This is a genomic window from Streptomyces sp. NPDC001828, from assembly GCF_042892175.1.
Lineage (GTDB): Bacteria > Actinomycetota > Actinomycetes > Streptomycetales > Streptomycetaceae > Streptomyces.
On record NZ_JBIATV010000001.1, the window covers coordinates 418,941 to 437,126 of the forward strand.

The window sequence follows — 18,186 nt, forward strand, 5'->3', positions numbered from 1 at the left end:
CACCCTGGGGAATGAGGTCCGGCCCCCGGGTCGGGGTGGCGCTCTCTTACCTGACACCCGGCCGCGGGTGGCACACCATCTGGCGTGCCCTGGCGAACCCTGGCGAATAGTCGCGCCGCATCTGACAGGGGATTACTGTCAACTCAGCCGAGAACCTGGGGGCTTGACGTGAGCGGACAACCCAACACCCGCCTGAACGACCTGTTCGGCCTCGCCGGATGGTCCAAGGGCGAACTCGCGAGAATGGTGAACCGGCAGGCGGCGGCCATGGGCCACCCCCAACTGGCCACCGACACCTCACGGGTGCGGCGTTGGATCGACATGGGGGAGACCCCGCGCGATCCGGTGCCCAGGGTGCTGGCGGCGCTGTTCACCGAGCGGCTCGGCCGTGTCGTGACCATCGAGGACCTCGGGTTCGACCGGCACGGGCGCGCTGGAAAGCGGAACGACGTCAGGAACATCAAGAATCCGGACGGCCTTCCGTGGGCGCCCGAACGGACGGCAGCGGTCCTCACCGAATTCACGGGAATGGACCTCATGCTCAACCGACGCGGTCTGGTGGGCGCGGGCGCCGCGCTCGCCACCGGCTCAGTACTCAGCAGCGCCATGCACGACTGGCTGCACACCGACCCCGTACTCTCGGCCGACGCCCCCCGCCTCAACGACCCCCTGTACGCCGATCCCGCCGGGTTCGACCGCTATGAGGCCGCTCCCATCGGGTCGCAGGAGATCGACGCCCTGGAGCGCTCGGTCGAAGTGTTCCGTGCCTGGGACGCCTCCCGGGGCGGCGGGCTCCAGCGCAAGGCGGTGGTGGGCCAGCTCAACGAGGTGGGCGGCATGCTCGCCTACCGCCACCCCGACCATCTCCAGCGCCGCCTGTGGGGCGTCGCCGCCAACCTCGCCGTCCTGGCGGGCTGGATGTCGCACGACATCGGTCTGGAACCGACCGCGCAGAAGTACTTCGTCATCGCCGCCCACGCGGCCCGCGAGGGCGGCGACCGCCCGCGCGCCGGCGAAGCCCTCTCGCGGGCCGCCCGCCAGATGGTCCACCTGGGCCGCCCCGGCGAAGCCCTCGACCTCATGAAGCTCGCCAAGTCCGGCTCGGGCGAGGAGACTCTGCCGCGCACCCGGGCGATGCTGCACACCATCGAGGCATGGGCCCAGGCGTCCATGGGGCGCGGCCAGGCGATGCGCCGCACCCTCGGCGAGGCGGAGGAGCTCTTCGTCTCCGACAAGGGCGATGTGCCGCCGCCCAGTTGGATGCAGATGTTCGACGAGGCGGATCTGCACGGCATGGAGGCGCTGGCCTTCCGGACGCTCGCCGAGCACGACCCGGCCGCGGCCACCATCGCCCAGCACCATGCCAAGCAGGCCCTGGAGCTGCGCGTGGGCGGCCGTCAGCGCTCTAAGATCTTCGACTACATCTCGCTCGCCTCGGCCTGTTTCATCGCGGACGACCCCGAACAGGCCGACCGCTACGCCCGCCTGGCGCTGGTGTCGATGGGGGAGACCTCCTCGCACCGCACCTGGGACCGGCTGCGCGAGATGTACCGGCTCACCAACCAGTACGCGAGCCACGGCAAGATCCAGGATCTTCGGGAGGAGATCCAACTGGCGCTGCCCCAGGCCCCGTTGAAGCGGAGCCGGGTCGCGGACATCTAGAAGGGGGTTGTACGCCGGAGACGTACAACCCCCCGGTATCCAGGGCCGTTCACGGCCGCCTGTGGGTCGGAAGGCCTGTGTGTCAGGACCCGATGCGGGCCACGAGCACGCAGGCGTCGTCCTCGCGCTCGTGCTCGCCGAACTCCTCGACGATCATCCGTACGCAGTCCTGGGCTGTACGGCCACCGTCGAAGAGGGGCGCGAGCGCGAGCAGCCGGCGCTGCTCGCTGTCGTCGGACGCGTTCCGCCGGGTCAGTCCGGCGGTGCCGAGGACGAGCAGGTCGCCCGGGTCGAGGGTGACCTCGGCCTGGCCGTAGGCGGCTCCGTGTGTGGCGCCGAGCAGCACCCCGTCCGGTGCGCCGAGGGCGCGTCCCGTCCCGTCGCGGAAGAGCAGCGGGGCGGGGTGGCCGGCCTGGGACCAGATGAGCCTGCGCTCGGCGGGCTCGTACCGACAGCAGACCGCGCTGCCCAGGGCGGGCTGCACGGTCGTCTCCAGGAGCTGGTTGAGGTGGCCCATCAGGGGGCCGGGGCCGATGCCCGCGACGGCCATCCCGCGCAGCGCGCCGAGCAGCATCGCCATGGCGCCGGTCGCCGTCACGCCATGGCCGGTGAGGTCGCCGACGGTCAATAACGAGGCCCCGTCGGGGAGTTCGAGCGCGTCGTACCAGTCGCCGCCGATGAGGGCGCTGGAGGAGGACGGCAGGTAGTGCGCGGCGATGTCGAGCGCGGCCGGCCCGCCCTGGGGGAGCCGCAGGGAGCCGCGCCACGGTGGCAGCACCGCCTCCTGGAGCTCCACCGCGAGCCGGTGTTCGGTCTGGGCGATGTGGCGTCGGCGCTGGAGGCGGTCGTGGCTCTCCCGAACCGCGCGCTGACTGCGCCGCAGCTCGCTCACATCGCGCAGGACGGCCCACATCGAGGCGGTGCAGCCGTCGGCGTCGAGCACCGGCTCGCCCATCATGTGGAGCGTGCGGATCCCGCCGTCGGGCCGGACGATCCTGAACTCCCCGTCGATCGGCCTGCCGTCCACCAGAGCGCCGGTCACCATCGTGGTGAGCAGGGCCTGGTCGTCGTCGACCACGATGGTGGGCAGTTCGTCGAGCGACATGCCGCCGCTCGCGGCGGAGCGGCCGAAGATCTGGAACAGCTCCTCGGACCAGCTCACGGCGTCGGTCAAGAGGTTCCACTCGGCGCTGCCGACCCGGCTGAGCAGGGTGGCGGGCTCCTGGCCCTCGGCGAACGCGTCCTCCACGGCGAGCGCCGCCGCGTCCTCCTCCTCGGCGGTCAGCCCGTCGCGCAACTGGTCCAAGTGCGAGCCCAGGTCGTCGAGTTGATGGACCGCCAGATCACACAGCGCGCGCTGCCAGCGGACCTGCGCGTCGTCCTCGTCCACGAGCGCGTCGCGGCGCACCGCGTCCACGCCGCCGCGCAGCCTACGGGTCTGCGTGATCAGTGCGTCGACCGTGCCCCGCTCGGGCGGTTGGGGAGCGGGACGGTCCGCGAACAGATGGGACGGCATGACGTTCTCCGATGCGGCCGCGGCAGTGCCAGGTCTGGTGGAGTGGACCGGTTACGAGGGTTGCACAGGGAGCGATGCCCCGTAAGGGATTTGGCAACACTCGATACGGTGGTGCTTCTGACATATGCCAAAGGCGACCGTTTTCGCCCCGCGCGAGCGGTGCCGGGCGCGGGGCATATGCGCTGCGGACTCAGCCGCGGACCGGCAGCGCGAAAGCGGCCGCACACAGCGCGACCCCGGCCGCGCCGGCCGCGGGGGAGCAGCACCACACCAGCAGAGAGGTGAGGGCCGCGCCCGCCACGACGGCCGCGAGCCGCCCCGCCACCCAGCGGTCGGCGTGCTCCGCCTCGCGCCTGGCGAGCCGGCCCGCGAGGTTCGTGAACGTACCCGTGAAATAGGTGGTGGGGGTGCCCCAGGCCCGCGCCTGCACCCCCATCGCGAGGGCCGCCGCGAACAGCAGCGCCAGCTGCGTGCCGGTCGAGCGTCCGGACCCGAGGCCCCAGCCGGCCCCGGCGAGGGCGAGCAGCGCGGTCTGGATGGTGAGCAGCAGGCGCGGCGCGAGGCGCGCGGCGGCCAGGGACGCGCCGGCCGCTCCCAGCGCGTAGCCGGCCAGGGCGATCACGGCGCGCGGCACCGCGTCGCGGTCCCCGGCGCCCACCGACGCGCCCACCAGGACGAGATTGCCGGTCATCACCCCGGCGAACACCTTCCCCAGACAGAGGAAGGCGAAGGCGTCGGTGGCCCCGGACGCCGCCGAGAGCACCAGCAGGAAGCGCTGGTCGGACCGGTCGGCGATTGGTGTCGTGATCGCGGAACTCATCAGCGCATTCTCGCCCTCTCAGTACGTACGGACCTGCCGCGACGGCACGGACCCGGAAAGAAGATCCGGATCCGGCACGAGCGGCGCGGGCGCGCCCCGCACCGGACCCGACCCCGTGGCACGTCCACGACAAGAGTCCACTACGGTCCCTGTGAGCACACCGGTCCGCCGCGCGGGCCTCACGGGAGGAAGAGCATGAAGATCGACTGGGACCGGCGCACCTGCGCGCGCCGCGGCCATGTGACGTACGCGCCGCAGGAGGCCGTGCTGCGCGAGCGGCTGCGCGCCGAGACCGGTCTGGGCGAGGCCTGGCGCTGCCTGCGCTGCGGCGACTTCGCCCTGGGCGAGCCGGGCGCCTCCGGGCCCGCCGACGAGGCGCCGCTCGTGCCGCGCGGCAAGGTGCTGCGCGATCTGTTCATCCTGCGCTTCCTGGCCGTCGAGCGGGCCGTGCGCGGTCTGTTCATCGTGCTCGTGGCGATCGCGGTGTGGAAGTTCAGCAACAGCCAGGACGCGGTGCGCCGGTTCTTCGACGAGTACCTCGACGTGCTCCGGCCGGTCTTCCGCCACTTCCACTACGACCTGGACCACTCGCCGGTCGTCGGCACCATCCAGAAGACCTTCGACTACAAGCACTCCACCCTGCTCGTCGTCGCGGTGGCGCTGCTCGTGTACGCGCTGATCGAGATCGTCGAGGGCGTCGGCCTGTGGCGGGCGAAGCGCTGGGCCGAGTACCTCACGGTCGTCGCCACGGCGATGTTCCTGCCGCTGGAGATCTACGAACTCACGGAGAAGATCAGCTGGGTGAAGATCGTGACGCTGACGATCAACATCCTCGCGGTCCTCTACATCCTGCTCGCCAAGCGCCTGTTCGGCCTGCGGGGCGGGCACGCGGCCTTCGAGGCCGAGCGGCACAGCGCCTCGCTCATCGAGGTGGAGACCACGGCGGGCGTCGCGGCGCACCGGTGAGGTGTAACTCCCGGTCCCGGGGTACGGGTTGCCTGACGGGTACAGATACAGACAGTGTGCGGCGGCCCGCCGCACCGAGCGTCCTTGGGGGATGACAAGCATGAACGAACCGCACTCCACGACCGTGCGCGGGACCGGACGGCTGCGCCGGGTGGCCGTGCTGCTCACCCTGGTGCTCGGCACCGCGCTCGTCGCGGGCCCGGTGACGGCCGAGGCCGCACCGCGCACCATGGTGGTGTCCTCGACGGCCGGCTCCGCCCAACAGGCCGCCGCCGCGAGCGAGTTGGGTCAGCAGGCCCAGACGTCGGTGCGCACCGTCGCGGACAAGCCCGTGGTCACCGCGTCGAAGAAGGCCAAGAAGACCAAGAAGAAGGGCGGCTTCTTCAAGAAGCTCGGGATCTTCCTGCTGATCATCGTGATCCTCTTCATCGCGCTGATCGTGTTCGTGATCTGGTTCATCGTGAGCCGGCTGCGCAGGCGCCGCGACCGGCACTGATCACTCAGTCGCCGGGCCGCTGCGGGCGCATCCGCTGCCCGACCGTCCCGCCGTCGGTCTCCCACCAGGGCCGCACGAGTTCCGTGTCCTCCGGCCGCCCCCGCACGGGGGCGGCCGGAGTCAGTTCCGCGTCCAGACGGCGGTCGAGCACCACGCGCTGGGCGCGGTCGGCGCGTGACCACTGCACCAGGATCGCGAGCAGGAACGGCAGCGACACCAGCTCGGCGATGGAGACCATCGCGCCGCCGCCCAGCTGCTGGTCGCGCTGGACGTCGGGTGCCCAGGCGGGCGCGTGGTGCAGGTACCAGGCGCCCGCGATGAGGGTGCCGTGGGTCATCACGACGATGCCGGGCACCGCGTCGATGAGCCCGTCAAGGAAGACGAGCGCGGCCCGCACCGGGTGGCTGCACCAGGCGGGCAGCGCCTCCTCGCGGGTGAGCACCGGCAGCACGAACAGGCTCCCGGCGAGCAGCAGTTGGAGATACATCAGCTCGTGCAGCGGGCCGTGGCGCAGGGCGCTCTCGAAGTACGGGGTGAAGTAGATGCAGAGCTCGGACGCGAGCACCAGGACGGTACTGACGAGCGGAAAGGTGAGGAAGCGCACCAGGCGCCCGCTCATCGCGGCCCTGAGGCGCCCCGCGCCGCGCTCGGGCAGCGCGAGGACGCCGAGCCGCAGGGGGTCGCCGAGCGCGAGGCCGAGCGGCGCGATCAGGTCGAGCAGGACGTTCTGTACGGCGGCCGGCCAGAACAGCTCGGTGTCGTACACCGCGAGCGCCGACATCGTGGCGACGGCCAGCGTGCCGAGGCCGAGGAGCGCGAAGGCCAAGGCGCGCGGCAGCGGCCAGTGCTCGCCCCTGCGGCGCAGCCGGACCACGCCCCAGGCGTAGAGGCCGCCCAGGACGACGATCAGGAGCAGCGCCGCCACGTCGGGCCGCCATACCGAGAGCAGCCGCCCCGTCGTCAGCTCGGGCAGGCTCCCCGCCGCCTCGCTCAGCGTCATACCGGACATCCGGGCCCATCTCCTCACCGGCCCGCGACGTACGGCGGGCCGCCCACACGCTAGCCCCGCCTCCCGGTCACCCCCGCACCGGGCCCCCGCGTGCGCTCGGCCGAACGCATGGAATCGGCCGAAGAACGTGTAGACGTCATAGGTGCCTGAGGCATGTAGTGGGGATCGGCAAGACGGATCCCTTCGCTTGCGAGGTCTACATGTCAGGCAGCAACACCAGCGTCACCACGGACCACACCGCCACCGACACCGGCAGCATCGAATTCCCGCAGGACCGCAGCTGCCCCTACCACCCGCCCACCGCCTATCAGCCGCTCCGCGACGAGCGCCCGCTCGCCCGCGTCCGTCTCTACGACGGCCGGACCGTGTGGATGGTCACCGGGCTCGCCGAGGCGCGCGCCCTGCTGGCCGACTCCCGGCTTTCCACGGACCGGGAGAACGAGGCCTTCCCGTTGCCGACGGCCCGGTTCGCCGGGGTCACCCGGCGCCGCATCGCGCTGCTGGGCGTCGACGATCCCGAGCACGCCACCCAGCGCCGGATGCTGATCCCCAGCTTCACGCTCAAGCGCACCGCCTCGCTGCGGCCGCAGATCCAGGAGACCGTGGACCGCCTCCTCGACCGGATGGTCGCGCAGGGCTCACCGGTCGACCTGGTCAGCGCCTTCGCGCTTCCGGTGCCCTCCATGGTGATCTGCGCCCTGCTCGGCGTGCCCTACGAGGACCACGAGTTCTTCGAGGGCCAGTCCCGCAAGCTGCTGCGCGGGCCGGAGCCCGCCGACATCGAGGCGGCCCGTGACGCCCTTGAGGACTACTTCGGCCGGCTCATCGACCGCAAACAGGAGCAGCCCGGTGACGGGCTCCTCGACGAGCTGATCGCCCAGCGCCTGAACGAAGGAACGCTGGACCGGCGGGAACTGGTGGACTTCGCGATCATCCTCCTGGTCGCGGGCCACGAGACCACCGCCAACATGATCTCGCTCGGCACCTTCACGCTCCTCCAGCACCCGGAGCAGCTGACCGAACTGCGCTCCGACGCGGCACTGATGCCGGCCGCCGTCGAGGAACTGCTGCGCTTCCTGTCGATCGCCGACGGGATGCTCAGGGTGGCCCTCGAGGACATCGAGATCGGCGGGCAGACCATCCGGGCGGACGAGGGCGTCGTCTTCTCGACGTCGGTCATCAACCGGGACAGCGCCAGCTACGAGGAGCCCGACCGGATCGACTGGCACCGCTCAAGCCGGCACCACGTCGCCTTCGGCTTCGGCATCCACCAGTGCCTCGGCCAGAACCTGGCGCGGGCGGAGATGGAGATCGCGCTGCGCTCCCTCTTCGAGCGGTTGCCGGACCTGCGCCTCGCGGTGCCCGCCGAGGAGATCCCGTTCAAGCCGGGCGACACCATCCAGGGAATGCTCGAACTCCCCGTCGCCTGGTAGCGGGACGGGAACGGAAGGAAAGGAGCCGCACATGCGGATCGGTATCGACAAGGACGTCTGTATCGGCGCGGGGCAGTGCGCGCTGACCGCCCCCGGCGTCTTCACCCAGGACGACGACGGGTTCAGCGAACTGCTGCCCGGCCGCGAGGACGGCGCCGGCGACCCGCTGGTCCGCGAGGCCGCCCGGGCCTGCCCGGTGGGGGCCGTCACCCTTCACGACTAGCGAAACGTCCGGTTCCGGTCAGTCTCCGGAGCCGGTGATCAGACGCTGCACAGCCGGCGCGTAGAGATCCGCCAGCTGCTCGGGCGTGGCGCGTTCCCCGGCGCCCGGCCGGTGCAGGCTGAGGGTTGCGCCCAGGCCGAGCAGCAGACCGGCGATCAACTCGGCCCTCAACTCGCTTTCCCCGCCGCGCAGTTGACGAGCCAGCCGGGACGTGACCTGCTCGCGGAACCGCTCCCGCAGCAGGGTGCGTTCGTCCATGTTGCCCAGCGAGAACACCGCTCGAAGCAGCGGATCCCCCTGGTCCTCGCGCCGCATCCGCACCATGGTCAGGACCAGGTGCCGTCCCAGGCTGTCCAGCGGCGCCGCGAACAGCGCGTCGGCGGCCGGCTCGAAGTCGGCGACCGTGTGGAACAGCCGCTCCTTGCTGCCGAACCGTTTGACGATGAGCGAGGCGCTCACTCCCGCGTCGGCGGCGATCGAGCGCATCGTGACCTCCGCGTACGGGCGCAGCGTGAACGCCCGCCGCGCCGCCCGCAGGATCGCGTCCCTGCCCGTCCCGGTGTCGGCGGTGGGCCGGTGCTCCGTCATGCGCTCTCCTCGGCCGTCGTACGTCCCGACGCGCCCTCGGCGCGGTCCGCCTTGACGGTAGCGGTGGCCGGCGTGGTGCGGCCCGGCAGGAACAGCGTGGCGACGAGCGCGGCGAGTGCGGCCCCCGCGGCGATCAGGAACACCAGGAGGTAGGCGTGCAGGGTCGGCGCCGTGCGGCCGCCGGCCTGGAAGGTCACGTTCGCCAGGATCGCGGCGACCACCGCGCTGCAGCAGGCCTGGCCGACCGAGCGCATCAGCGTGTTGAGCCCGTTGGCGGCGCCCGTCTCGCTCACCGGAACCGCGCGCATCACCAGGGCGGGCAGCGCCGAGTACGCGATCGCGGTACCGCAGGCCACCACCGTCGCCCCCGCGATGATCATGGGCAGGCTGTGGCTGGTGAAGAAGCGCACCCCGTAGCCCACCGCCATGACGGCGGCGGCGAGCGCGAGCGCCGCCTTCGGCCCGTACTTCGCCGAGATCTTGGCCGACACCGGGGAGAGCGCCACCATCGCGAGCCCGCCCGGAAGCAGGCAGAGGCCGCTGACCACGATGGACGCGCCGAGCCCGTACCCGGTGGCCTTGGGCTCCTGCACCATCTGCGCGGTGACGAGGGAGTTGGCGTAGAAGGCGAAGCCGATCAGGAGGGCCGCCACATTGGTGAGCAGTACGGCGGGCCGCGACGAGACGCGCAGGTCCACCAGGGGCGCGTGGGTGCGCAGTTCGTACGCGCCCCACAGCGGCCAGATCACCACGGCCGCGCCGAGCAGGGCGAGGGTGCGCGGCGAGGTCCAGCCCCAGTCGGCGCCCTGTGTGATGGCGAGCAGCACCGCGACGAGGGCCGCCGCGAGGCCGAGCGCGCCCACCGCGTCGAACCGGCCGCGCGAGCGCAGCGGCGACTCCGGCACGACCCAGAGCACCAGGGCGATGTCGAGCAGGCCGAGCGCGGCCGAGGCCCAGAACATGGTGTGCCAGTCGAAGTGCTCGACGACGAGCGCCGCGACCGGCAGCCCCACGGCCGCGCCGATGCCGAGCGTCGAACTCATCAGGGCCACCGACGACAGGACCTTCGCGGGCGGCAGCTCGTCGCGCATGATGCTGATGCCCAGCGGAATCACCGCGAGCGCCGCCCCTTGGAGAGCGCGGCCCGCGATCAGGATCCCGATGTGGGAGCTCACCGCGCACATCACGGAACCCGCCGTGAGCACCCCGAGCGAGACGAGCAGCAGCCGGCGCTTGCCGTACATGTCACCGGCCCGGCCGAGCACCGGCGTGAAGACCGCCCCGGTCAGCAGCGTGACCGTGACCAGCCAGCTCGCCGCGGCCGGCGTGCTGCCGGTGAGGGCGGGCACGTGCGGGAGCAGCGGCACCACCAGCGTCTGCATGACGGCCACGACGACACCGCAGAACGCCAGGACCCCGACGAAGAAACGGGGGCGCGGCGGATCGGCGGGCACGGGTATCGCTGGGGGCATGACTCTCCGTACGGCTGGAACGCGGACAGGGGTGCACAGGTGTTCACCCCCAGGGTAAACGCTTGTGCACCCCTCGTTCCCCGCCCCGGACCGGGTTGCTGTCCGGGGCTTCCGGGTCACTCAGCCGCGTGCGGCCGGCTCGGGCAGCGGCACGCCCGGGCAGCCGCTGTCCTGCGCCGGGAGCGTGCCGTCCAGGAGGTAGTCCTCCACGTAGGCGTCCGCGCACGCGTTGCCGGACTGGAACTGGCCGTGGTCGCCGTCGGCCACGGTGATCAGGCGCGAGCCCGCGAGCGCGCGGTGCACCCGCAGGGCCCCCTCGTAGTAAGTGGCCGGGTCGAGCGTCGAGTTGAGCATCAGGACGGGCGGCAGCCCCTTGCCGGTCGGCTTGATCACGGGGGCCTTCACCTGCGGCCAGTTCGCGCAGATCGCGGCGAACGTCAACTCCCGTGCTCCGGCAAGGGGGTTGGCGCGGGTCGCCTCCGCGCTCCGGTCCACCCAGTAGCGGCTGTCGCGCCTCCACGCGGTGTCGCCGCAGGTGACCGAGAAGAAGTCGGCGAAGTAACCGGCGCTCATGATGGGCTGCACCAGGTCGACGGCGTCCTTCTTCGCCTGCTCCGATGCGCCCTCGGGATGTTCGAGGAGGCCCATGAGGGCGGCGAAGCGGGCGAAGCCCTGATGTGCGTTGTACACCGCACCCGTAGCGGCGGCGTCCAGGTGGTTGGGCGTGACGAGGGTCCCTTCGAGATCGAGCGGGCGGTCGCGCAGCGCGGCCCGCAGCCGCTCGTAGGACGCCTTGGCGTCGGCGGGCGTACGGCCCTGGTGGTACGTGGCGTCGTTCTTCGCAAGCCACGGCAGGAAGTCCTGCTCGAACCTGCGCTGGAAACTCAGCGGCTGGCCCGTCATGTAGGCCTCCCAGCCGTGGGTGAGGTCCACCGTGCTGTCCAGGACGACCCGCTCCACCCGGCGCGGGAACTCGGTCGCGTAGTAGTACCCGAGGACGGTGGCGTAGGACGGCCCGTAGTAGGAGATCTTGTCCACGCCGAGCAGCGAGCGGTACAGGTCCATGTCGTGCACGGCCTGGTCGCTGGTGATGTAGGGCAGGAGCCCGCCCGAGGCGCGCTCGCAGTCCGCCACGAAGTCACGGGCGCGGTCGAAGGTGGCGGCGATCGCTCGCGGTGAGCGGTCCCGCAGGTCGCCGCTGGTGAAGAAGGCGTCGACCTTGTCCTGGCCCGAGCAGACCACCTGGGTGCTCGCTCCGACCCCGCGCTGGTCGAAGCTGACGACGTCGTACGCCGCCGCGAGCTTCGGGCTGAGCCCGGTCAGGGTGGCCGGACGCTTCAGGCCCGAGGAGCCGGGTCCGCCCGCCGCCATCATCAGCACACCCCGCCGCTTCGCCGGGTCGGCCGCCCGGTGCCGGGACACCTTGATGTCGAGGCTCGGCCCGGCGCCGGGGTGGTACCAGTCGCGGGGCACGGCCATCGTCGCGCACTCCAGCCGGCCGTCCACGCACGGCTGCCAGTCGAGCTTCTGGTGCCGGTAGCGGTCGGGTACGGGCGGGGCGCCGTCGGCGGCGCTCGCCACCGCGCCCGGCAGGGCCGTGGCGGCGAGCGCCGCGCACGCTACGGCGGCGGCCCAGCGGCCCGTCTTCCTGATCAACTGCATGTGTTTCGCTCCCCGTTGGGATCGCTCCCCTTGCGGTGAATCGGTCACGTGGATCGTCCCGCGCCCCGCCCCTCGGACTCGATCCCGCCAGCCCCCCGATCGGTGGTGGCACGGATGCCACCACCGAGGTGGCACAGGCGTGACGACGCGGCCGCGACCGAGTCCGGCCGATCTCGTCAACTCCCGCCGCCTTCAAGGAGAATGCTCCGATGAGCTCATCGCGAAGGATCGTGAGAGTGGCCGCACCCGTGTCGGCGGCGCAGACCAAGGCGATCACGGCGAACCGAGCCGTCCTGAACACGGTCCGGGCCGGCATCGAGGAGGCCGTCGGCCGGGCGGCCGCCGCCGACGCTTCCTAGGGGGCGCCGGTGGCCGCGAGCGTGTTCCAGAACATCGACTCGTACGTCTGGAGCAGTCGTCCGTAGTGCGCTCCGCTGCCGACGCCCTCGCCGTGTGCGTCGTCGGAGCCGGTGGCGACGGCCGCCACCGCCTGCTGTTCCAGCTCGGGGGCCGGTCCCGCGAAGAAGTCGAAGAAGCCGCACGCCTCGTCGGTGAAGCCGTACCGGGTGCGCAGTGCCGCGGCCGTGCGGGCGCAATAGCCGCCCCAGGCCGCGAAGTTGGCGGTGAGGGCGAGGGCCACGCTCGGGGGCTCCCCGTTCAGGGCCAGCCATGACACGTAGGCCGGATAGGCCTGGCAGCCCGCCTGCGGAAGGTACTGGCCGATCGCCTCCGGGGTGAGCCCGCAGGCGCGCTCGTACGCCCCGAGCCGGTCGAGCGCCAGCGTCTCGCCCTCGGCGAGCGTGCCGAAGAACCGCGCGCACGCGGTGCCGGGACCCGAGCGTTCGGCGAGGAACGCGAAGGCGCGCCGGTCGGAGGCGATGATGTGGCGCTGCTCCAGGGCGAGCCGGGCCAGCGCCGACAGCGGCGCCGTGCCGGCCTCGACGAGCGGCAGGAGGCGGTTGTCGTCCGCCACGGGCGCGAGCATCGCGGACGTGGCCGCGATGATCTCCTTGGCCGGACGCGTCTGACGAGTCATGGGGGACCTTCTTCGGGGGTCTGCCGATGCGGTCGCGCCCAGCCTCTCACGCGGTCCGGCGCCCGGGGCGCGTCACCGCACGGCCTGTGCCGGGCGTCAGGCCCCGACGGCCGCGGGCCGCTGTTTTCGCCGCCGGTCGCGGGTCCGGTCGCGCTGCGGCCACAGCAGTACGTACACGGTCGACACGAGGACGAACGCGAGCCGGATCAGCCCCCGCGCCGCGTCGTCCGGCACCACGAACACGCTCCCGTACAGGGTGAGCAGCGCGAGCCAGCTCCACCAGGGCACGAGCCTGCGCTGTCCGATGACGTCCCACAGCAGGGTGCCGAGCAGGACGGAAGCCGTGTAGTACGTGTAGACGCTGGGGTCGAGCACGATCCGTGCGTTGGCGCCGAGCAGCACCACCGCCGCCCACCGCCCCCGCCACACCGCGATCGCGCCGAGCAGCAGGCCGAGCGCGGCCTGCGCCGGCCGGTCCCAGCCGGGTGTCTCGGCATCGGCGACACCGAGCCAGCGCAGCGCGGACGCGGGCTGGTTGGGTATCGCGAAGCCGGCCGCCGACATCGAGTGGGGATTGCTGAGGAAGAACGGCGCCCAGGCGACCGCGAGCACCGCCGCGCACCACAGCCCGGCCCGCAGCCAGTGGCGGCGCGGCAGGGCGAAGAGGAGCGCCGCGAACGTCAGCGCGGTCGGCTTCGAGTCCATCGCGAGCGCCAGCCAGATCCCGGTGCCCACCGGGCTGCCACGGGTCACCGAACGCACCGCGAGCGCGGTGAAGAACAGGGCGAGCACGTCGTCGAGGTGACCGAAGCGCACCGACACCTCGATCCACATGGGGATGAAGGCGAGCCCCGCGATCAGCACCCGCTGGCGCAGCCGCTGGTGGTTGGTGCCGGTTCCCAGGAAGTGCCAGGCGGCGCTGCGCCCGGCGATGACCACGATGACCAGGCCGAGCACCGACATCAGGAGCGCGGCCAGGAACTGGCCGGTCCGCTCGGGGAACGGATTGAACAGGCCCGCGGTCAGGAAGCTGACCGGGCCCATCTGGAGTTCGGGGTGGTGGGCGTAGAGGTTGAGGCCGCCGGTGCCGTCCCCGGAGGGGCCCTGGTAGATGAGCTCGCCCCCGGCCCGCAGATAGTGCCAGGAGAAGCCGCCGTTGGGCTCCACCACCGCGAACCACAGCGCGGTCCACGCGGAGAGCAGGATCAGATGCATCCTCTGACTGATGGCCGGCACGTGAGTTCAGCTCCTGTTTCCCTGCCCGATACCGATGGCGTTCCGTGGAGCACGCGGGGCCCCGGGGAAAGATGTCATGCGGCGCCCGTTCGTTCTCACAGCGGGGCCACATGTGCCGCTCGACACACTCCGCACCGCGTTTCGTCACACTTCGAGCCCCTTCGGCGCGGGATCGCCCCGGTGCCGACGCCCTCTGGTCATTACCTCTCAGTGAGAGATAAAATGGGGTCATGGCTGCCGAAGAGTCCGCGCCGTTCGACGACTCCTTCGCCGACGTGCTCGCCGCCGTCCAGCGGCTCGTGCGACGAAGACTGCGCCGCGGGCTGAGCGTGCCCCGGCTGCGCGGCGCCCACATCGAGCTGCTCAGGCTGGTCGCCGGCCGGCCCGGCATCGGGGTCTCGGCCGCCGCCAAGGAGCTCTATCTGGCGGGCAATTCGGTCTCCACGCTGGTCAACCAGCTGGTGAAGAGCGGGTACATGAGGCGCGAGACCGACCCGGGCGACCGCCGCTCGGCCCGGCTCTACGCGACCCCCGCCGCCCTCGACCGGCTGCACGACTGGCAGCGCCGCCGCGCGGCCCTCGTGCGGGAGCAGGTGGCGCGCCTCGACCCGGCCGACCGGGCGGCGCTGGCGGCGGCGGTGCCCGCACTGCGCCGGCTCGCCGAGAACCTGCACGAGGAAGCGGAGGGGTCATGAGTGACGACGACGCGACGACCGGCGGCGAGGCGGTGCGGTGCGACGGCCTGGAGTACGCCTTCGGGCAGACCAGAGCCGTCGACGGCCTCGACCTGTCCGTCGCCCCCGGCGAGGTCTTCGGGCTGCTCGGCCCGAACGGCGCGGGCAAGACCACCGCGATCCGCTGCATCACCACCCTGCTGCCCGTACCGGCGGGCCGCGTCCGGGTGTTCGGGCACGACGCGGCCAAGGAGCGGATGGCGGTACGCCGGCTGCTCGGCTACGTACCGCAGCAGCTGTCGGCCGACTCCGGGCTGACCGGACGCGAGAACGTGGCGCTGTTCGCCCGGGTCTTCGACGTGCCCCGCAAGGAGCGCGCCCGCCGCGTCGAGCAGGCCCTGTACGCCGTCGGCCTCACCGAGTCCGCCGACCGCATGGCCAAGACCTACTCGGGCGGCATGATCCGCCGCCTCGAACTCGCGCAGGCGCTGGTGAGCGCGCCCCGGCTGCTGATGCTCGACGAGCCGACGATCGGCCTGGACCCGATAGCCCGCACCAGCGTGTGGGAACACATCACCGCGGTACGCCGGGCCACCGGCATGACGGTGCTCGTGACGACCCACCACATGGACGAGGCCGACCAGTACTGCGACCGCCTCGCGCTCATGCACCGCGGCAGGATTCGAGCCCTGGGCACGCCCGAGGGCCTCAAGGCCGAACTGCGCGAGCGCCGCGGCGCGGCCGGACCCGACGACGCACAGCCCACCCTGGAGGACGTCTTCCGCGATGTCGCCGGACGTGGGCTCGACAGCCAGGGAGGTGACTTCCGCGATGTCCGCAGCACCCGCCGCACCGCAGCCCGCCTCGGCTGACGCCCTCGGCACCGACGGGGGCGACAGGACCGGCGCCCTCGACCTGCTGCTCGTCCCGCCACGGGCCCGCACCGGCTGGCGGCTGCTGCCGGCCAGGACCGGCGCCCTGTGCATGGTCGAACTGCAAAAGCTCCGGCACGACCGCGCCGAGCTCTACACCCGGGCCGTGCAGCCCGCGCTGTGGCTGCTCATCTTCGGCGAGACCTTCACCCGCATCAAGGCGATCCCCACCGGCGGCATCCCGTACATCGACTACCTGGCGCCCGGCATCATCGCCCAGTCCGCCATGTTCATCGCCATCTTCTACGGCATCATGATCATCTGGGAGCGGGACTCGGGCATCCTCACCAAGCTCCTCGTCACCCCGACACCGCGCTCCGCCCTCATCACCGGCAAGGCCTTCGCGGCCGGGGTCAAGGCGCTCATCCAGGCGGTCGTCGTGATCGTCATCGCCGCCCTGCTCGGCGTCGCCCTCACCTGGAACCCGCTGCGGCTGCTCGGCGTCGCCGCGGCCGTCGTCCTCGGCTCGGCCTTCTTCTCCTGCCTGTCGATGACGATCGCCGGGATCGTGCTGACCCGGGACCGCCTGATGGGCATCGGGCAGGCCATCACGATGCCGCTGTTCTTCGGCTCCAGCGCCCTCTACCCGGTGTCGATCATGCCGGGCTGGCTCCAGGCCGTCAGCAAGGCCAACCCGCTCAGCTACCAGGTCGACGCGCTGCGCGGACTGCTGCTCGGCACCCCGTCCCATCTCGCCCTCGACTACGGGGTGCTGCTGCTCGCGGCGGCCCTCGGCATCCTCGCGGCCTCCTCGCTGCTCGGCAGGCTGGCCCGCTGAGGCTGCCATCATGATCCCCATGACCGAGGACAACGGATACCTCCTGGACAACCGGCAGAGCGAGGCGGGGGAGCGCTTCGACGCGCTCGCCGAGCTCTTCGACGACTCCACGTTCCGCCACTTCGACGCCCTCGGCCTGACCTCCGGGCACCGCGTCTGGGAGGTCGGCGCGGGCGGCCTCTCCGTGCCCGCCGGCCTCGCCGAACGGGTCGGCCCCCAGGGGTACGTGCTCGCCACGGACCTCGACACCGGATGGCTGACCGGCGTCACACCGTCGCCGAACGTCGAGGTGCGGCGGCACGACGTCGGCCAGGACGAGGCGCCGGCGCAGACCTTCGACTTCGTCCACGCGCGCCTGGTCCTGGTCCACGTCACCGACCGGGCCCGGGCCCTGCGCACGATGGCGGGGGCGCTGCGCCCCGGCGGCGTCCTGCTCGTCGAGGACGCCGACCCCGCGCTCCAGCCGCTGCTCTGCCCGGACGAGTACGGCCCCGAACAGGAACGCGCCAACCGTCTGCGCCGCGCCTTCAGACAACTCCTCGCCGAACGCGGGGCCGACCTCTCCTACGGCCGCAAACTCCCGCGCCTGCTGCGGGAGTCGGGCCTGGAACGCGTCGAGGCCGACGCGTACTTCCCGGTCACCTCGCCGGCCGGCGCGGTCCTCGAAGCGGCCACCGTGCGCCAGGTCAGGGACCGGCTCGTCGACAGGGGGCTGGCCGACGACGAGGAGATCGAACGCCATCTGGCGAGCGTCGCCGCGGGGCGCCTCGACCTGGCGACCTCGCCCATGATCTCCGCCTGGGGCCGCCGGCCGGCCTGAGCGCGCGACCGGCGGCCGGGTCGGCTAGGCCGCGGTGTCGTACGTGTAGTAACCCCTGTGGTCCAGCATGTCCGCCGGGGTCACGTTGTTCCACGGCCGCATCGTGTCGTGCAGATCCACCACGTCCCGCGTGCCGGCCGTCGGCAGGTAGGCCGAGCCCGGGTGCTTGGCCTGCCACTGCGACCAGAGCTTGTCCACGAACGCGTGGTGCATCCAGAACACCGGGTCGTTGGGCGAGGCCCCCGTCGCCATCTGGCCGCCCACCCACACGTGGACGCGGTTGTGCAGATTGACCCCGCGCCAGCCCTCCAGATGGTTGCGGAAGCCGTCGGACGCGCTGTTCCACGGCGCCATGTCGTACGTCGTCATGGCGAGGACGCTGTCGACCTCGGCGCGGGTCGGCAGCTGGGCGACCGAGGCGCCGAGGGCCCGGCGCAGATAAGTGCGGCCGTCCACCCGGACGTTGAGGGGCCAGCCGCCCGCGCTCTGCGCGAAGGGACCGTCCATCACCTGGCCGTCCCGGCTGCGCCCGGTGCCGCCGAGGAAGTCGGCCGCCCACAGCGAGGACGTCGGGGTGCGGTCGACGGTCCAGTCCCAGTACGGCAGGGTGACCGACGGGTCGACCGACTGCAGGGCCTGCTCGAACTCGATGAGGAATCTGCGGTGCCAGGGCAGGAAGGACGGCGAACGGTGGCCGACCCGGTCGCCCGTGTCGGTGTCGCTCATGATGAACGCGTTGTGCGTGCTGACGAAGGTGTCGTACCTTCCGCCGCGCTTGAGCTGAAGCAGCGCGTCGACGAGGCGGCGCTTCTCGGTGGCGGTGAGGTCCGCCTGGTTCTTGCGAACGGCCATGGCTGTGCTCC

General features: G+C 72.0%; 19 protein-coding genes. 10 read left to right on the forward strand and 9 right to left on the reverse strand.

The annotated features are described in order from the left end of the window. Positions 1-168: 168 nt before the first annotated feature. Positions 169-1,662 carry a hypothetical protein gene (locus tag ACFYZA_RS01970; RefSeq protein ID WP_382584610.1) on the forward strand — a complete coding sequence of 498 codons (1,494 nt, stop codon included), beginning with the start codon at positions 169-171 and terminating at the stop codon, positions 1,660-1,662. An 82-nt stretch (positions 1,663-1,744) separates the two neighbouring features. On the opposite strand, the gene ACFYZA_RS01975 is transcribed toward ACFYZA_RS01970, so the two are convergent. Then, positions 1,745-3,178 (reverse strand): PP2C family protein-serine/threonine phosphatase, encoded by a 1,434-nt coding sequence (locus tag ACFYZA_RS01975; RefSeq protein WP_388486327.1) that lies wholly within the window; start codon positions 3,176-3,178, stop codon positions 1,745-1,747. 190 nt (positions 3,179-3,368) lie between these two features. Then, positions 3,369-3,998: a DUF1275 family protein gene (locus tag ACFYZA_RS01980; RefSeq protein ID WP_388486328.1), complete on the reverse strand. Its 630-nt coding sequence runs from the start codon at positions 3,996-3,998 to the stop codon at positions 3,369-3,371. Between the two features lie 195 nt (positions 3,999-4,193). On the opposite strand from ACFYZA_RS01980, the gene ACFYZA_RS01985 reads away from it, so the two are divergent. Further along, on the forward strand, positions 4,194-4,964 hold the full coding sequence (locus ACFYZA_RS01985; protein WP_382584601.1) for a DUF2127 domain-containing protein: 771 nt from the start codon (positions 4,194-4,196) through the stop codon (positions 4,962-4,964). A 100-nt stretch (positions 4,965-5,064) separates the two neighbouring features. After that, positions 5,065-5,460, forward strand: coding sequence for a hypothetical protein (locus ACFYZA_RS01990; protein ID WP_388486329.1), 396 nt, complete (start codon positions 5,065-5,067; stop codon positions 5,458-5,460). A 4-nt stretch (positions 5,461-5,464) separates the two neighbouring features. Here the strand turns inward: ACFYZA_RS01990 and ACFYZA_RS01995 are convergent, their stop codons facing one another. Continuing rightward, positions 5,465-6,469: a cytochrome c oxidase assembly protein gene (locus ACFYZA_RS01995; RefSeq protein ID WP_388486332.1), complete on the reverse strand. Its 1,005-nt coding sequence runs from the start codon at positions 6,467-6,469 to the stop codon at positions 5,465-5,467. A gap of 200 nt (positions 6,470-6,669) precedes the next feature. Here ACFYZA_RS01995 and ACFYZA_RS02000 point away from each other — a divergent pair, with 200 nt between their 5' ends. Together ACFYZA_RS02000 and ACFYZA_RS02005 are read left to right on the forward strand one after the other, a co-directional pair. After that, positions 6,670-7,902 (forward strand): cytochrome P450, encoded by a 1,233-nt coding sequence (locus tag ACFYZA_RS02000; RefSeq protein WP_388486334.1) that lies wholly within the window; start codon positions 6,670-6,672, stop codon positions 7,900-7,902. Positions 7,903-7,933: 31 nt separating this feature from the next. Next, complete coding sequence (locus ACFYZA_RS02005) at positions 7,934-8,125, forward strand: ferredoxin (RefSeq protein WP_382584589.1); 192 nt, start codon at positions 7,934-7,936, stop codon at positions 8,123-8,125. Positions 8,126-8,143: 18 nt separating this feature from the next. Here the strand turns inward: ACFYZA_RS02005 and ACFYZA_RS02010 are convergent, their stop codons facing one another. From ACFYZA_RS02010 to ACFYZA_RS02020, 3 genes are all read right to left on the reverse strand, one after another. Continuing rightward, positions 8,144-8,713 carry a TetR family transcriptional regulator gene (locus tag ACFYZA_RS02010; RefSeq protein WP_388486337.1) on the reverse strand — a complete coding sequence of 190 codons (570 nt, stop codon included), beginning with the start codon at positions 8,711-8,713 and terminating at the stop codon, positions 8,144-8,146. Then, on the reverse strand, positions 8,710-10,185 hold the full coding sequence (locus ACFYZA_RS02015) for an MFS transporter (RefSeq protein WP_382584583.1): 1,476 nt from the start codon (positions 10,183-10,185) through the stop codon (positions 8,710-8,712). The genes ACFYZA_RS02010 and ACFYZA_RS02015 overlap by 4 nt, the downstream gene beginning before the upstream one ends. Positions 10,186-10,305: 120 nt before the next feature. Continuing rightward, positions 10,306-11,847, reverse strand: a complete 1,542-nt coding sequence (locus ACFYZA_RS02020; RefSeq protein WP_388486340.1) for an alpha/beta hydrolase — start codon at positions 11,845-11,847, stop codon at positions 10,306-10,308. 236 nt (positions 11,848-12,083) lie between these two features. On the opposite strand from ACFYZA_RS02020, the gene ACFYZA_RS02025 reads away from it, so the two are divergent. Further along, a complete protein-coding gene (locus tag ACFYZA_RS02025; RefSeq protein ID WP_382584577.1) occupies positions 12,084-12,206 on the forward strand; it encodes a hypothetical protein in 123 nt (40 codons plus the stop codon). Here the strand turns inward: ACFYZA_RS02025 and ACFYZA_RS02030 are convergent. Beyond that, entirely contained in the window at positions 12,203-12,883 is a 681-nt protein-coding gene (locus ACFYZA_RS02030) for a transcriptional regulator (protein WP_388486343.1), read from the reverse strand. The two genes, ACFYZA_RS02025 and ACFYZA_RS02030, sit on opposite strands and share 4 nt — an antisense overlap. Positions 12,884-12,979: 96 nt before the next feature. Further along, complete coding sequence (locus tag ACFYZA_RS02035) at positions 12,980-14,098, reverse strand: hypothetical protein (RefSeq protein WP_382584666.1); 1,119 nt, start codon at positions 14,096-14,098, stop codon at positions 12,980-12,982. A gap of 251 nt (positions 14,099-14,349) precedes the next feature. Here ACFYZA_RS02035 and ACFYZA_RS02040 point away from each other — a divergent pair, with 251 nt between their 5' ends. The 4 genes from ACFYZA_RS02040 to ACFYZA_RS02055 are packed head-to-tail and all read left to right on the forward strand — an operon-like array spanning position 14,350 to position 17,323. Next, the gene (locus ACFYZA_RS02040; RefSeq protein WP_382584571.1) at positions 14,350-14,814 is read left to right on the forward strand and encodes a MarR family winged helix-turn-helix transcriptional regulator; all 465 of its coding nucleotides are present in this window, start codon (positions 14,350-14,352) and stop codon (positions 14,812-14,814) included. Beyond that, positions 14,811-15,665, forward strand: coding sequence for an ABC transporter ATP-binding protein (locus tag ACFYZA_RS02045; RefSeq protein ID WP_382584568.1), 855 nt, complete (start codon positions 14,811-14,813; stop codon positions 15,663-15,665). Before ACFYZA_RS02040 ends, ACFYZA_RS02045 begins: the two co-directional genes overlap by 4 nt. Further along, on the forward strand, positions 15,625-16,503 hold the full coding sequence (locus ACFYZA_RS02050; protein ID WP_382584565.1) for an ABC transporter permease: 879 nt from the start codon (positions 15,625-15,627) through the stop codon (positions 16,501-16,503). The genes ACFYZA_RS02045 and ACFYZA_RS02050 overlap by 41 nt, the downstream gene beginning before the upstream one ends. A gap of 19 nt (positions 16,504-16,522) precedes the next feature. After that, complete coding sequence (locus ACFYZA_RS02055; protein WP_388486347.1) at positions 16,523-17,323, forward strand: methyltransferase domain-containing protein; 801 nt, start codon at positions 16,523-16,525, stop codon at positions 17,321-17,323. Between the two features lie 24 nt (positions 17,324-17,347). Here the strand turns inward: ACFYZA_RS02055 and ACFYZA_RS02060 are convergent, their stop codons facing one another. Then, a complete protein-coding gene (locus tag ACFYZA_RS02060; protein WP_382584560.1) occupies positions 17,348-18,175 on the reverse strand; it encodes a tyrosinase family protein in 828 nt (275 codons plus the stop codon). Between the last annotated feature and the right edge of the window lie 11 nt (positions 18,176-18,186).